We start from the raw sequence: 14,501 nt of genomic DNA, 5'->3' as shown, positions 1-14,501 counted from the left end.
TCCGCGAACTGCCGGGAACCGGCAGTAAAACCTACCGCCGCGGTGCAGCAGATACAACCGAGGCGGCCTGTTTTAGGGCCGCTTCGCAGCCCTTCGCGGACAAGTCCGCTCCTTGCCCTGCGGGCAGAAGCCCGTTCTCCGGGCCTCTCAGGAGGAACCCCCGCCTTACGGGTATTTGCGCCTGTCCAGTGCTGGCGGGAAGTACTGGTACATCCAGGTCTCGCTCAGCGTCCGGTCGCCGGTACGGATGAACATGCGCATTTCCACCGGATCGACCGAGTCGCTGTCCGGCACCCAGTCAAAGGTGATGCGATAACCCTTGATGTCCGGCAGCACGAGGATGTTGAAGTCCTGCACCTTGCCATGAGAAACGCTGACGATAGGCTCGATGCCCGTGCCTTCCGGCAAGCGATCCAGACCGCCGCCGTTGAAGTCCACCGCAAAGCGGCGTGCCCAGGTTTTCGGGTAATGCTCGCCCGGTGCCCAGCCTTCGAGGAAACCGCCCATGCCGGAACGTGTGGCGTGGACCTGAGCCAGCGGCGTGCTCACCGGCGGCAGCGGGCTCCAGAACAGCTTGTAGCCGTAATTCAACGAATCCCCGGCCTTGACCGGCGTCTTCGGTGTCCAGAACACCACGATGTTGTCCATCGTCTCGCCGGTGGTCGGCAATTCCAGCAGGCTGACTTCGCCTTCACCCCACGCCGTGATCGGTTCGACCCACAGGCTTGGACGACGGCTGTACCAGACCACGGTGTCCTGATAGCTGGAGAATTCGTGATCGCTTTGCACCAGACCGAAGCCTTTCGGATCCTTGTCGGCGAACGCGCTGAATTGCGGTTTGGCCGGGTTGTTCAACGGGCGGCAGATCCACTCGCCGTTACCGCGCCACATCGACAGGCGATCGGAGTCGTGAATTTGCGGGTGGATGGTGTCGCACATGCGCCGTTCGTGGGTGCCGCAACTGAACATGCTCGTCATCGGCGAAATACCCAGTTGCTGGATATCGGTACGCGCATTGATGTGCGCATCGATTTCCATGACCACCTGACCGGCCTGGCAGTCGATGTCGAAACGGTAGGCGCCGGTGGCGCTGGGCGAGTCGAGCAGCGCGTACACCACAAAGCGCGTGGCATTCTTGTCCGGTGTTTCAAACCAGAACTTGGTGAAATCGGGGAATTCTTCCTGACGCTTGGCATAACTGTCGATAGCCAGGCCTCGGGCCGACAGGCCGTATTGCTTGTTGCTGTCCACGGCCCGGAAATAACTGGCACCGAGGAACGAAACGACGTCGTTGATGGCGATTTCGGGCGCCTTGAACAACTTGAAGCCGGCAAAGCCCAGGTCGCCTTTGACCAGGTTCTTGTCGATGCCGCTGCTTTCGTAATTGAACAGGTCATGACGGAAATGCACTTCCCGCGCCTGCTTGTTCTGCGGGTCGACGCTGTACATGCGTACCGGCGTCTTGAAACCCATGCCAACGTGGAAGAAATGCACGTCGAGCTGACCGTTGACGTCTTTCCACAGCGAATGATTGGGGTCGTAGCGAATGGCATTGAATTGCAGCGGCGTCATGTTCGCCAGGACGGGTGGCAGCACTTGCTTGTTGCTCACATAGCCTTTGCCTGCGAGCTTCTTGGCATGGGCTTGCAGCTCTGCAAAATCGAAGTGTTCGATCTCGCCATCGGCTGCTGCGGCCAGTGCTCGCGCAGCATAAAGACCTGAGGCCGATACGCTGCCGTAAGCGGCCAACGCCATGGACGCTTTCAGGAGATTTCTGCGATTCATAAGGGTGAAGCCTCTGAGTAATTCTGTGCGTCCTGCACAAAAAATGGCGCGCCAACGACTCCTTGCCGAACGCAAACTACCCACAACAGATAACAAAGACGAGATCCCGTTCGGAAATCGGCCAAAAAAAAACACGAATCATGCGCAATGAATTCGGCGTCAGGCCTTGAAAACTGACGTTTTTCAAACGTATTACAGCTGTCCGATCACGCTCGTGGCCGCTTGGCACAAGGCCTGCGAGGGAGTCGGGTGCGCGAGAGTCATCAGGGCAATAGCGTGCCTGGCCGTCGAGCGCTGCATTTGCCACGCAATATTCAGCAATCATTTTGCTGGCGGGTATTCGTGGCAAATGCCTGTCGGCCCCCCTACAGGCGACCGATTTTGCAGATCGCAAGCGCCGTCAGGTCCACCAGTAACGCACCAGATGGAAGAAAATCGGCGCGGCGAAACAAACCGAGTCCAGCCGATCAAGCATGCCGCCGTGGCCTTCGATCATGTGGCCCCAGTCTTTCACGCCACGGTCACGCTTGATGGCCGACATGACAATGCCGCCTGCAAACCCCAGCAGGTTGATCAGCACTGCGATCAGAACGCCCTGCCAGGCATTGAACGGGGTTATCCACCACAGTGCGCCGCCAATCAACGAGGCGAGGGCTATGCCGCCCAGAAAGCCTTCGACGGTCTTTGATGGCGACAGGTTGGGCGCGATCTTGCGTTTGCCGAACAACTTGCCGCACACGTATTGCAGCACGTCAGAGATCTGCACCACGATCACCAGCCAGGCGATCAGCAACAGGTTGCGGCCCTCGTAGCCGGCGATCTCCAGGGTCAGCAGGGCGGGCACGTAGGAGACGCAGAACACCGCGATCATCAAGCCCCACTGCACTTTCGAGGCGCGCTCCAGGAAGTGCTTACTGTCGCCGCCCAGAGAGGCCAGAATCGGCAGCAGCAGGAACACATAGACCGGAATGAAGATCGAGAACAGCCCGTACCAGTTAATCGCGATCAGCACGTACTGCAACGGCAGCGCCAGGTAAAACGCCGCCACCAAGGCCGGGTAATCGCTGCGCCGGGTCGGCGTCAGGGTCAGGAACTCGCGCAGGGCGTAGAACGAAACAGCGTAGAACAGCAGGATGACCGCGCCCTGACCCAGCCAGAAGGCGAAGCCGATCACCAGCACCATCACCCACCATGCATTGATGCGCGCGTTGAGGTTGTCGATAACCGAGTTGGGTCCGCCAGCCCTGCGCTTGAGCACATAGCCGATCAGCGAGGCGAGCAGCAGAACCATGCCGATGCCCATGAACAACAGTTGAGTCTGGTTATCCATTACAGCGGCTCCGGTGCCAGGGCCAGCAGCGCGTCACGGCTGCGGGTGAGGAATTGCTCTTTGCTTTCTTCGCTGTCCAGACGCAGAGGCGCGCCGAAACTGGTGGTGCATAACAGTGGCAACGGCAACATGCGGCCTTTGGGCATGACCCGGTTGAGGTTGGCAATCCACACGGGCACCAGGTCCACCTGTGGATAACTCTGCGCCAAGTGATACAGCCCGCTTTTGAAGGGCAGCAAACCGTCTTCCGGGTTGCGTGTGCCCTCCGGGAACAGAATCAGCGAGTCGCCGTTTTCCAGTGCTTCGAGCATCGGTTGCAGCGGGTTGCTTTCCGGCGTGCTGCGCTTGCGATCCACCAGCACACCGTTGAACACGCGGTTGATGATGTAGCGCCGCAACGGGCTGGTCTGCCAGTAATCGGCGCCGGCAACCGGCCTGGCGGTCTTGCGCAGCGCAGGTGGCAGCGAGGCCCAGAGCAGCACGAAGTCGCCGTGGCTGCTGTGATTGGCAAAGTAGATCCGTTGCCGCAGCTCAGGCGTGCAACCCAGCCATAAGCTGCGTGCACCGGTGATGCTGCGCGCGCCTGCGGTGATGATCGTGGCGACCAGAGGTTCGAACATGACAATTCCTATAGGGCAAAGGACAGCCAGGGAAAGAGAAAGATGAAACCGACCAGCCAGAACAACTGAAGCGCGATGTACCCGACCTGAACGCGCAGTTGCCGCAGCGCGCCCTGCCTGCGCAGCGTCCAGTCGCGACCGCCTTTATCCACAGGCTGCAAACCCAGCTCGCTGAGGGTCTGGTCAAGTTCCAGAGTGCGATCAGCCAGTTGGCTGGGCTGACTGGCCATGATCTGAAACAGGTCTGCGTCGAAAGCGACCCGGAATGCCTTGGATTTTGCCAGCAGCCCGGTCAGCACCATGACCACGATCCACACCGCCAACAAAGCGCTGAGTGGCGTTATCCACAGTTGCGCGAGACCTGCCGCAAGGCTCAGCAGCAACAGCCCTGTGGACAGATAATCCAGCGATTTACCCCGACGCAGCAGGCTGGCGGTGACCAAGAGGTGCATGTGAGGTGACATAAGCCGTCCGTCCTGTGGATAAACTATCGCGCGCCAATAGGCAGAGTGTCTGTGCGAGTGACTTCGCGGTTACGCAGCACATCAGCCAGAACCTGTAGATGCCCTTCACGCAGAACCACGCCGGGCCTTGCTGCCCTGATCAGCGCCGCCGCGTTATCCACCGACGTTGCCCTGCCTGAATAAAGCAGCCACGCCGCTACCGCCGTAGCACTGCGCGAATAACCCAGTGCGCAGCAGACCAGCAAAGGCCCATGCTGGCGCAGGTTTTCGATGGCTTTTGCCGCGCGCAGGCAATTGTCTATATCGGGCGGGATCAGGTCGATTGCAGCGACCTGTTGATAACTTCGCGTGCCCGGATTGATTGGCAGCTCGGCGCACATATCCACAATCGCCTGAAACGGCTGCATCTGTTGCTCACTGGGCAATCGACCCAGCCATACGTTATCCACAACCTGATCCGGATCGGGCCGCTTTTTTGTCCACAGCCGCGAGTTTATCCACGCGCCGAGAATATAAGGGCCAAACAACCAGCACGCGGCTGCAGACAAGCGTCCGTCAGCACGTTTCTGAAAACCGGCCGCATCGAACAGCAGGTAATTGAGCGCCACCAGCAGCAACGACAGTGCCGGCCACGCCAACCACAACCAGCCGCCAGCCAGCGCAAATGCCGGGATCGCCAGCAACGCAGCGCCAGTGCTGTAGTACAACGCCAGCCTGAGCCGTTTGGGATGTCGCGTCAGGCGCGCCGCCAGCAATGGGCTACGGCCCTCATCCGGCCACAGCCAGACACAGAACCAGCCGGCCAGTGCGCCTGTGGGTAAGTCGACGAAGTGATGCTGCCAGGTGGTCAGCACCGACAGGCCGATCAGGGCAAACCAGCTGTGCAGCAGCCAGCGCCACGCGACATGAAAGTGCCGAGCGTAGCGGTCGTAACAGACCCACAGCACCACCAGCAGGGCGATGTGCAGGGACGGTGCCTGATTGAACGGCTTGTCGAAGCCTGCCAGCACCGCGAACAGCCAGCCGAAGATGCCGTCCAGTTCCGGACGCTCGAAGGTAAAGCGCAGCGGCCAGAGCAAAAAGCAGGTAACGGCGATGAGTTGCGCGCTGAACAGGCGCAAGGCATGCGTGTCCAGTTGCCGACGGGTCAGGCAGGCCAGCAGGGAAAAACCGTAAAGCAGGTCGATGGACCAATAAGGCACAATGGTCCAGGCCCAGAACGGCATGTGTGCTTCCCAGTCGAACACCAGGCTGCCGACGTCGGTGCGCTGCGCCGTATACCAGGTGGCAAAGCCGTAACTGGCGAAAAAGAACGGCGCGAGTAACGCCAGCCAGACGACCGCTCTTTTCCACAGGCCGCGCTCGCGTACCGCACTCACTGGATGCGCTGCGCGAGGGACACAGTGAAAATCCCCCATTCATCCACACGCTGGGTGATCTTGCGAAAGCCTGCGGCTTCCACCAGTTGGTCCATCTCTGACTGACTGCGACGGCGCATGACCCAGGCCTGGCCTTCCCGATGGCTGGTCAGGGCGCGGGCGATCAGCTCCAGTTGCGGGTGCCACGGCTGCCCGGTGTACACCAGATACCCGCCCGGTTCGACGGCTGCCGCCAGCCCGGCCAGCGAATCGCCGACCATCTGGTTGCTGGAAAACAACTCGTACAGCCCCGACACCACCGCCAGCGTCGGTTTGGGGTCCAGCGTTGCCAGGTCGTTGCGGTCAAAGGCATCGCCCTTGACGAAGCGCGCGATGTCTTCCAGATCTTTCTGCTCTATCAGCAGGCTGCCGTCGCGCACATTGATATCGCTGTAGTCGCGCAGCAGGATGGATTCCGGCAGCGGCTCTACGCCCCGCAACGACTCCAGAATGTAGCGCCCGTGCCCGGCGGCGATGTCCACGATGCGTACCGGTTTGCCCTGATTGCGCAAATGCGCCATGGCCAGGCGCAGCAGTTCTTCGGCATGCAGCTTGCGTTGGCGAATGCCACGCCAGCCGATCGATTGCAGGTAGTTCTTGTCGATCATGCGACCCAGCGCGCCTTTGCCGGCGGGTCGGTTGCGATAGACGTAATCAAGCGTGCTGCCAGAATCGAAACCAGTGTCGAAACCCAGTTTCACCCCTGTGGATAACTTGCTGCCAAGGCGCATGCTGGCGCGGGTCATGCGCCAGTACAGGTCGCGCAACGAATTGTGCGGCAACGGCGCGGCCAGCTCTTCGGACTCCGCACAGGTTGCGCCCAGCCGGTCAGCGTCCAGCAACGACGGGCGGTGCATCGGCGTTTCAAAACTCTGCAAAACAAAGCGCCGCGCGCGGCTCAGCGCCAAGTGACGGTCGCGCTCGCCCAACGTGTCGTGGAAGAACCCTGGCAGGATGTGTTTCTCCTTGCGCAAGCTGCCCAGTTGTTCGAAAAAACGCTCCTGCGGCGCGCGATGCACGACGAAATCCGAGCCGGAAATCAGCAATTGGGTCGGGATCTGGATCGCCTGGGCATCGGCAACCACACGGTCGGCGGCTTCATACAGGCCCAGCAGTACATTCACTGAAATGGCCTTGGTGATCAGCGGGTCGCTGTCGTAGGAGGCGATACGTTGCGGATCGTGGCTCAGGAAGCGCGCCTTGACGTAGCTGTTGACGAAGAAATTGCCCTTGAACCTGCGCAGCAGCGCCAGCCCCGTGCGGGCGAAAGGTACGTACAGCTTGACCTTGAAGGCGGGGGAGGCGAGGACCAGTGCGCGGATCTTCGGTGCGTAGTCGTGCGCCCATGTCGCTGCAATGACGGCGCCTACGCTTTGCGCGATCACCGCCATGTTCTCTTCGGCAATATCAAACGTGACGCGCAGGTGATCGACGAAGGTCTGCACGTCGCGAACGCTGGTCGCAAAGCTCGGGCTGTCACCTCGGGCCCCGGGCGACTGGCCGTGGCCGCGGGCATCCCAGGCGAAAAAATCAAAGCCTGGCAGGTCCAGTTCATCAACCAGATGCGCAATTCGCCCGGAATGCTCGTGGCCGCGATGGAACAGCAACACCGCTTGCCGTGGCGCATCAGGCGTCGGGTGTGTAGCAGGCCAGTGGCGGTAGAACAGCTCCACGCCATCGTGGGTGGTGAAGCGCTGATCATTCACATCACGCATTGCGACTTCCTTATGCCAGTACGATGTTTTGATTATTGCTGGGAGGAGGGTGCTTCACTCAGGCCGCGCCGCACGCGGTTGAACAGGGTGTACACCAGCAGCGCACAGACGAGGAGCAGAATCACGTTTATCCACAGGGCGGGCAGCCAGCCAATGGCGACGCCTGCGCCGAGCACGCCGAAGACCAGTGCGCGGTCGCTTTTGCCCATCGGGCCGTCGTAGCGTCGTGATGCACCGACCATCGGGCCGAGCACGCCTGCGTATTCGCTGAAAATCGCCAGCAGGGTCACCAGCAGCACCAGGCCCGGGCTGACATCGACAAGCAGCGCAAAAGGCAGAAACAGCGCGCTGTCGGCGATGACATCGGTCAGTTCGTTGAGGTAGGCGCCAAGCCGGGACTTCTGGCCGAACTCGCGGGCCAGCATGCCGTCGATGGCATTGAGCGCCATGCGCACGATCATCCACGCAGGGATCAGTGCAAACACCCAGTAATGCGGGATCGCCATGGCCACGACGGCACCGATCAGCACTGAGATGGCGCACGCCGCGAGCGTGACCTGATTGGCTGTTATGCCGCGCTCGTACAGGTGCTGAACGAGCGGGCGCAACAGATTTTGAAAGCGCGGTTTGAGCTGGTAGATAGAAATCAACGCAAGAGCATCCGTGTCTGTGGATAACTACAACGCTCAACGCCCTTTGCAGCGGCGCGGGCCGAGGCGCTAGTGAAACATAATGTGACCGGTACTACGTAACAGTGTTTGTGCGACAGGTCTCAATGCGCAGACGATTCTGCCGCCAAATGCTTGAGTGGACGGACATTTCGCGGCGCTCCACGTCGCAAATCTGCGCTGCACCCCCTACGCTGGACCAATGCGAAACCTGACGAAAGTTTCACTCTGCGTGTTATATCGTAACGCTATGATGCGGCGGCATTGATAGAAGCCGATATCGGGCTCTCTACAGGGCAATATTCAGCGGGTTCCGGGGTAGTGATGCGGGTTGATTTGGGTGAGCACGCAGACCTCGAAGGTCTGCCGCGTTTTCAGATGGCAGTGCAGCAGGTTCGGCGTCTCGGGCGACTGATGTATGTGACCGGCGGGTTGGCGGCGTTCGCGCTGCTGCTGGCGCTGTCCATTGATCTGTTTTCGCCAGGCTCATTGTGGATGGCAGTGCTGGGTAATGCGGCGGCGGCCTTGCTGTTGCTCAGCGCAGGCTTGCAGTCGGCACGGCACGTGGCGCTTTGGCGGGCTCGCGCATGGGGCGCACCTGTCCGCGGAGAGTCTCCTGAAACCGCAGCAACGCCTGATGAAACCGGCTGGTACGAGCGTCTGCTCGCCCGGTTAAGCGACGCAGGCCAGTCGATGGTCAGTTACATCGGCAGCTCGACCCTGTGGCTTGGCGGGTGGGCATTGCTGGCGCTGATCATCATCCGCGCCTTCTGGAACCTGACCCTGCTCGGCACTGACCTTTCGGCGCCGGGCAGTCTGGTCGGTGGCATCATGCTGCTGTTGGCGTTCGGCCTGCTGGTTATCGAGCGGCAACTGAGCAGCGAGCCAGAAGGCCAGTCGCCAGAAGCCGGCCCGCTCGCGCAACTGGTGCGCATGACCCTCATCGTTCTGCTGATCGGCGCGCTGTGCCTGTTCTTCTCCAGTGCGGACAGAGTCTGGCCTGCACGGCTGGCAGTATTGATCGGCCTGCTGCCGCTGGGCGTTGCGCTGGAGTTTGTGTTGCGTGCGGGCCTGTCGGTGTTCAGCCCGCGCACTGCGCTTGTCGAGCCGCGCCTGCTGGCGAGCAGCTTCGTCGCCGACCTGCTGCGCTGGCCGCCACGTCCGCTGCTGGCCTTGCAGCACGAACTGCACAATCGTTTTGGTATCGACCTGCGTCAGATCTGGGCCTTCACCTACATGCGTCGCGCCTTTTTGCCGGTGCTGGCAGTCGTCGCGGCGCTGGGCTGGGCGTTGAGCGGCGTGCACGAAGTGCCGATGCAGGGGCGCGGCATCTACGAGCGTTTCGGCAAACCGGTCGAGGTGTTCGGGCCAGGCTTGCATGCAGGATTGCCTTGGCCGTTCGGCCGGGTTCTGGCGGTGGAAAACGGTGTAGTGCATGAGCTGGCGACCAGTGTGTCTGCTGCCGACGCCGCCGAGCAGAGCCTGGACCCTGCCGAAGGACCGCCGCCCAACAGCGCCAACCGCCTGTGGGACGCCAGCCACATCAACGAAAAATCTCAAGTGATCGCCAGCAGCGCAGGCGACAAGCAGAGCTTTCAGATCGTCAACATGGACGTGCGCTTCGTCTATCGCATCGGTCTGACGGATTCGGCAGTCATGGCCTCGACCTACAACAGCGCCGACATTCCCGCGCTGATCCGCAGCACCGCCAGCCGCGTGCTGGTGCACGATTTTGCCTCACGTACCCTTGATGAGCTGCTCGGCGAGCAACGCAGCGGCCTGGCCGACGATATCGGCAAGGCTGTGCAGGCTGACTTGCAGCGCCTGGACAGCGGTGTCGAGCTGCTCGCCACCGTGGTCGAAGCGATCCACCCGCCGGCCGGTGCCGCCAACGCCTATCACGCCGTGCAGGCTGCGCAGATCGGTGCTCAGGCGTTGATTGCGCGCGAGCGCGGCGCCGCCAGTGACAAGGCCAACCAGGCTCAGCTCAACGCCAGCGTTGCCCGCGATCAGGCCAGCGCCGGAGCCCGGGAAGTGCTGGCCACCGCACAAGGTGCAGACCTGCGTTTCAGTGCCGAGCGCCAGGCTTACGCCAAGGCAGGGCAGGCGTTTCTGCTCGAGCAATACCTGGCCCGCCTCACCGAGGGCCTGGGCAATGCGAAGTTGCTGATACTCGACCACCGACTGGGCGGCGACAACGCGCCAACCATCGACCTGCGTTCGTTCACCCCACCGGCAGACCCAACGGCGCCGCGTAAAGCCGTTCAGTAAGGAGTCGTCCCTTGAGTCTGTTCCATCATCATCACGATCACAGCGACCACGATAGTCACGCCAGTCATGGGCATGGCGGTCATGGTCATCATCACCACCATCACGCAGCGACCGGGCCGTCGGTGTTCCCCTGGCGGCGAGCGAGCTTGGCTGCGCTGCTGATTGCCTTTGCCATCGCCGCGGCCAGCCTGGTGCAGGTGCGTTCTGGCGAGGCAACGGTGGTCACCCGTTTCGGCAATCCGTCCCGTGTACTGCTCGACCCCGGCTTGAACTGGCGCTGGCCTGCGCCGTTCGAGGCGACCATTCCGGTGGACCTGCGCCTGCGCACCACCTCCAGCGGCTTGCAGGATGTCGGCACCCGCGACGGCCTGCGCATCATCGTTCAAGCCTACGTGGCGTGGCAGGTGCAGGGCGATGCTGACAACGTGCAGCGCTTCATGCGTGCGGTACAAAACCAGCCTGACGAAGCGGCGCGGCAGATCCGTACCTTTGTCGGTTCTGCGCTGGAGACCACGGCGAGCAGCTTTGACCTGTCCAGCCTGGTGAACACCGACGCGAGCAAAGTGAACATCACCGCGTTCGAAAACCAGCTGCGTCAGCAGATCGATCAGCAACTGCTGGCGACGTATGGCGTTCGTGTTCTGCAAGTCGGCGTCGAGCGACTGACCCTGCCATCGGTGACGCTCAACGCGACCGTGGACCGCATGCGTGCCGAGCGCGAAACCATCGCCACCGAGCGCACCGCCGCGGGCAAGCGTGAAGCGGCGCAGATACGTTCGGCCGCCGAGCGTGACGCGCGTATCGTCGAAGCCGATGCCACGGTCAAAGCCGCCGATATCGAAGCGCAGTCGCGTGTCGAAGCCGCGCAGATCTACGGTCGCGCTTACGCCGGTTCGCCACAGCTGTACAACCTGCTGCGCTCGCTGGACACGCTGGGCACCATCGTGACGCCGGGCACCCGACTGATTTTGCGCACTGACGCTGCGCCATTCCGTGTGCTGGTGGACGGCCCGCCGACGCTGGACGGCAAGGGTGGAACACAACCATGAGCGAAGCGGCTGACCAACCCGTGGCGCAACGACCGCCTGTGAACAGCCCGTGGCTGCAGGCCAGCCGTCTGGCGTTCATCGGGTTGTATGGCGTGACACTGCTGGCCGCGCTTGGCTGGGTAACGTCCAACGTGCGCCAGATCGATCCGCAGAACCGTGCCGTGGTGATGCGCTTCGGTGCGCTCGAGCGGGTTCAAAACGCGGGTTTGCTGACCGCCTGGCCGCAACCTTTCGAGCACGTGGTGCTGCTGCCCTCGGCGGATCGAGTGATCGAGCGGCGCGTGGAAACCCTGCTGCGCTCGCCCGCTGCGTTGAAAGCGGATGAAATCGTGACCCTGTCGGCACCGATGAGCGATGCACTGGCAGGTTCCGGTTTTCTGCTGACCGGCGATGCCGGGGTCGTGCAGCTGGACGTCACGGTGTTCTACAAAGTGACTGACCCCAATGCCTTCGTGTTGCAGGGCGATCATGTGTTGCCCGCGCTGGACCGGCTGGTCAATCGCAGCGCAGTGGCACTCACCGCTGCGCGGGATCTGGACACTATTCTGGTGGCCCGGCCCGAGCTGATCGGCGCAGACAGTCAGGCGGCCGAACGCCGCGAGCGACTGCGTGGCGATCTGGTGCGCGGCATCAATCAACGTCTGGCCGAGCTCAACGCGACGGGGATGGGCATTGGCGTCGAGGTGGCGCGGGTGGACGTGCAGTCGAGTCTGCCGAAGGCCGCGGTCGATGCGTTCAATGCCGTGTTGACTGCCAGCCAGCAAGCGGATCAAGCGGTGGCCAACGCACGCACTGAGGCCGAGAAGCTGACCCAGACCGCCAATCAACAAGCCGACCGAACCCTGCAGGTGGCGCATGCCCAGGCCTCTGAACGGCTGGCCAAGGCCCAAGCCGCTACGGCGACGGTCGTCAGCCTGTCAGAGTCGGCGCAGAACCGCAGCGATCCTGGCCTCATGCAACGCCTTTATCGAGAACGTGTGCCGGGTATTCTGCACCAGGCAGGTTCGGTCACCACCGTCGATCCCCGAGACGATTCCCGCCTGATTATCCAGGGAGCACCGCAATGAGTGGCGAAGCCGTTCACACCCACGACGCTGTTCACTCAGAAGCGGCCGGCAGCCTGTTGAGCAACGCAGAACAGCGCAGCGCGGCCCGGCAACTGACGCTGGCGATGTTGGCATTGGGCCTGCTGGGGCTGGGCCTGATCTGGCGCTTCATCGCCCCGGAGCAGAACGGCGTCAGTCAGTTGCTGCTGGGTGCGGCTTCACTGTTGGTGGCCATCCCGGTGATCAGCGCCGGTTGGCACAGCCTGCGGCATCCAAGCCTGCACGGCATCACCGACCAGTTGATTGCGCTGGCCATGCTCGGTGCCTGGGCCACCGGCGACTTGATGACCGCGGCACTGCTGCCGATCATCATGATCTTCGGCCACGTGCTGGAAGAACGCAGCGTGATTGGCTCGCAGGAAGCCATCGAAGCGCTGGGTCGTCTGACCCGCAGTCAGGCTCGGTTGCTGAGCGCGGACGGGAGCATTCTTGAGGTCGACAACACCACACTGAAACCCGGCGACCAGGTTGAAGTGCGCGCCGGTGATCGGGTCCCGGCAGACGGTCGGGTACTGTTCGGTCAGGCCAGCCTGGACACGTCGTCGATTACCGGCGAGTCAGTGCCGCTGGAAGCCAGTGTCGGCATTGAAGTGTTTGGCGGTGCGATCAATCTGGATGGCCTGCTGCGTATCGAAGTGACCCGCATCGGCGATCAGTCCACGCTGGGCAAGGTCATCGCGCTGATGCAGAGCGCCGAACGCTCCAAACCGCCCATCACCCGCCTGCTGGAACGCTACGCAGGCAGTTACATGGTGCTTGTGTTGCTGATCGCGGCGCTGACCTGGTTCATCACCCAGGATGCGCAGGCAATGCTCGCTGTGCTGGTTGCGGCCTGTCCGTGCGCGCTGGTGCTCTCGGCTCCGGCAACGGCCATCGCCGGCATTGCCGTCGCGGCACGGCACGGCATCTTGATCCGCAGTTCAGCGTTTCTTGAAGAGCTGGCTGACTTGAACTCGCTGGTTGTGGATAAAACCGGCACGCTGACCTACGGTCGTCTGCGTTTGCAGTCGGTACAGGCCCAGGGTGCAGAACATCCACAACTGCTGGAGTTGGCGGCAAGCCTGGGCTCGGCCAGCAGTCACCCGGTCAGTCGGGCATTGGCCGGGCTTGTGGATAATAGCCGCCTGCTACCGTTGACCGATACTCGTGAGCGCCAGGGGCTGGGAGTGCTGGCGGCGACTGAGCACGGCGATGCCGCACTGGGCCGACCTGAGTTGTTTGAACAACTGGGGATTGTCACGCCGCAGGTACCGGCACACGACGGCCCGCTGGCCGGGCTGTCGCTGGACGGTGTATTTCTGGCCTGGCTGCTGCTGGCCGACAGCGTCAAGCCCGAAGCCCAGGCCGCGCTGCTTGAACTGCGCGAGCTGGGCATGGGGCGGCAGTTATTGCTGACCGGTGATCGGCAAAGCGTGGCCGATAACCTGGCGCGTGATATCGGCATCGCTGATGTGCATGCGCAGGCGTTGCCGGAAGACAAACTCAACCGGGTGATGGGCGAAATCGCCAGCGGCTTCCGGCCGATGGTGGTCGGCGACGGGGTCAACGATTCGCTGGCCCTCAAGGCCGGTGTGGTCGGCGTCGCGATGGGGGCGGGCGGGGCCGACATCGCGCTGGCGTCTGCCGACATCGTCCTGATCGGCAGCGACCTGCGCCGCCTGGGCACCTGTGTACGACTCAGCCGCCAGTGCCGCCAGACCTTGCAGGTCAACGTGATCATCGGCCTGGGCTGGACGCTGGCCATCGTGGCCCTGGCCGCCTTTGGCCTGCTAGGCGCCGCTGGCGCGATGGTCGCCGCCATTTTGCACAACCTCAGCACCTTATTGGTGTTGGGCAATGCCGGGCGTCTGTTGCGCTTTCAGGAGCCGTTGATGAAGCTGTAGGTGCGTTGTGCGTCACTTCTCGCTCCAGCTCGGTACGTAAGTTATGAAGCCCGGAAAGTGCGGATTCTGCCGCGGACCGGGCGACGCTTCGCTTGTCCGCGAACTGCCGGGAACCGGCAGCAAAACAGGTAAGCACAGTGCACCCGGTAAAATCAAGGTGGCCTGTTCTAGGGCCGCTTCGCAACCCTTCGC

The 14,501-nt window shown here is 62.2% G+C and carries 12 protein-coding genes; 4 read left to right on the top strand and 8 right to left on the bottom strand.

Features of this window, described 5'->3' with window-relative positions; translation table 11 throughout:
* Nucleotides 1-165: 165 nt before the first annotated feature.
* From QRN38_RS02360 to QRN38_RS02330, 7 genes are all read right to left on the bottom strand, one after another.
* On the bottom strand, nt 166-1,785 hold the full coding sequence (locus tag QRN38_RS02360) for a glucan biosynthesis protein D (protein WP_057419144.1): 1,620 nt from the start codon (nt 1,783-1,785) through the stop codon (nt 166-168).
* A gap of 400 nt (nt 1,786-2,185) precedes the next feature.
* Complete coding sequence (locus QRN38_RS02355; protein WP_057419145.1) at nt 2,186-3,115, bottom strand: phosphatidate cytidylyltransferase; 930 nt, start codon at nt 3,113-3,115, stop codon at nt 2,186-2,188.
* Complete coding sequence (locus QRN38_RS02350; protein WP_054090627.1) at nt 3,115-3,735, bottom strand: lysophospholipid acyltransferase family protein; 621 nt, start codon at nt 3,733-3,735, stop codon at nt 3,115-3,117. Before QRN38_RS02350 ends, QRN38_RS02355 begins: the two co-directional genes overlap by 1 nt.
* An 8-nt stretch (nt 3,736-3,743) precedes the next feature.
* The gene (locus QRN38_RS02345; RefSeq protein WP_054090626.1) at nt 3,744-4,199 is read right to left on the bottom strand and encodes a hypothetical protein; all 456 of its coding nucleotides are present in this window, start codon (nt 4,197-4,199) and stop codon (nt 3,744-3,746) included.
* Between the two features lie 23 nt (nt 4,200-4,222).
* Nucleotides 4,223-5,578 carry a phosphatase PAP2/dual specificity phosphatase family protein gene (locus QRN38_RS02340; protein WP_057419146.1) on the bottom strand — a complete coding sequence of 452 codons (1,356 nt, stop codon included), beginning with the start codon at nt 5,576-5,578 and terminating at the stop codon, nt 4,223-4,225.
* A complete protein-coding gene (locus QRN38_RS02335) occupies nt 5,575-7,332 on the bottom strand; it encodes a bifunctional alpha/beta hydrolase/class I SAM-dependent methyltransferase (protein ID WP_007244973.1) in 1,758 nt (585 codons plus the stop codon). The genes QRN38_RS02340 and QRN38_RS02335 overlap by 4 nt, the downstream gene beginning before the upstream one ends.
* A 32-nt stretch (nt 7,333-7,364) precedes the next feature.
* Nucleotides 7,365-7,982 carry a CDP-alcohol phosphatidyltransferase family protein gene (locus tag QRN38_RS02330; protein ID WP_005768296.1) on the bottom strand — a complete coding sequence of 206 codons (618 nt, stop codon included), beginning with the start codon at nt 7,980-7,982 and terminating at the stop codon, nt 7,365-7,367.
* Between the two features lie 342 nt (nt 7,983-8,324).
* Here QRN38_RS02330 and hflK (QRN38_RS02325) point away from each other — a divergent pair, with 342 nt between their 5' ends.
* From hflK (QRN38_RS02325) to QRN38_RS02310, 4 genes are read left to right on the top strand one after another with little or no spacing between them, the layout of a single operon-like run.
* Nucleotides 8,325-10,271 (top strand): protease modulator HflK, encoded by a 1,947-nt coding sequence (gene hflK, locus QRN38_RS02325; RefSeq protein WP_054090624.1) that lies wholly within the window; start codon nt 8,325-8,327, stop codon nt 10,269-10,271.
* 11 nt (nt 10,272-10,282) lie between these two features.
* The gene (gene hflC, locus QRN38_RS02320) at nt 10,283-11,320 is read left to right on the top strand and encodes a protease modulator HflC (protein ID WP_010206167.1); all 1,038 of its coding nucleotides are present in this window, start codon (nt 10,283-10,285) and stop codon (nt 11,318-11,320) included.
* Nucleotides 11,317-12,387, top strand: a complete 1,071-nt coding sequence (gene hflK, locus QRN38_RS02315; RefSeq protein WP_057419147.1) for a protease modulator HflK — start codon at nt 11,317-11,319, stop codon at nt 12,385-12,387. Before hflC ends, hflK (QRN38_RS02315) begins: the two co-directional genes overlap by 4 nt.
* Nucleotides 12,384-14,309 carry a cation-translocating P-type ATPase gene (locus tag QRN38_RS02310; RefSeq protein WP_005768304.1) on the top strand — a complete coding sequence of 642 codons (1,926 nt, stop codon included), beginning with the start codon at nt 12,384-12,386 and terminating at the stop codon, nt 14,307-14,309. The genes hflK (QRN38_RS02315) and QRN38_RS02310 overlap by 4 nt, the downstream gene beginning before the upstream one ends.
* 12 nt (nt 14,310-14,321) lie before the next feature.
* Here the strand turns inward: QRN38_RS02310 and QRN38_RS02305 are convergent.
* Nucleotides 14,322-14,501: hypothetical protein (locus QRN38_RS02305; protein ID WP_285362361.1), on the bottom strand; the 180-nt coding region annotated here is incomplete at its 5' end.

The organism is Pseudomonas sp. CFBP2511 (assembly GCF_030209255.1).
Taxonomy (GTDB): Bacteria; Pseudomonadota; Gammaproteobacteria; order Pseudomonadales; family Pseudomonadaceae; genus Aquipseudomonas; species Aquipseudomonas avellanae.
Note: the sequence above shows the minus strand (reverse complement) of the source record. Positions and strands in the feature narration are given on the sequence as shown.

Bases quoted from the DNA above. Each gene is read 5' to 3' on its own strand.
- QRN38_RS02345 (WP_054090626.1), bottom strand. From the start codon at position 4,199: ATGTCACCTCACATGCACCTCTTGGTCACCGCCAGCCTGCTGCGTCGG.
- QRN38_RS02360 (WP_057419144.1), bottom strand. From the start codon at position 1,785: ATGAATCGCAGAAATCTCCTGAAAGCGTCCATGGCGTTGGCCGCTTAC.
- hflK (WP_057419147.1), top strand. From the start codon at position 11,317: ATGAGCGAAGCGGCTGACCAACCCGTGGCGCAACGACCGCCTGTGAAC.
- QRN38_RS02310 (WP_005768304.1), top strand. From the start codon at position 12,384: ATGAGTGGCGAAGCCGTTCACACCCACGACGCTGTTCACTCAGAAGCG.
- QRN38_RS02355 (WP_057419145.1), bottom strand. From the start codon at position 3,115: ATGGATAACCAGACTCAACTGTTGTTCATGGGCATCGGCATGGTTCTG.
- QRN38_RS02350 (WP_054090627.1), bottom strand. From the start codon at position 3,735: ATGTTCGAACCTCTGGTCGCCACGATCATCACCGCAGGCGCGCGCAGC.
- QRN38_RS02335 (WP_007244973.1), bottom strand. From the start codon at position 7,332: ATGCGTGATGTGAATGATCAGCGCTTCACCACCCACGATGGCGTGGAG.
- hflK (WP_054090624.1), top strand. From the start codon at position 8,325: ATGCGGGTTGATTTGGGTGAGCACGCAGACCTCGAAGGTCTGCCGCGT.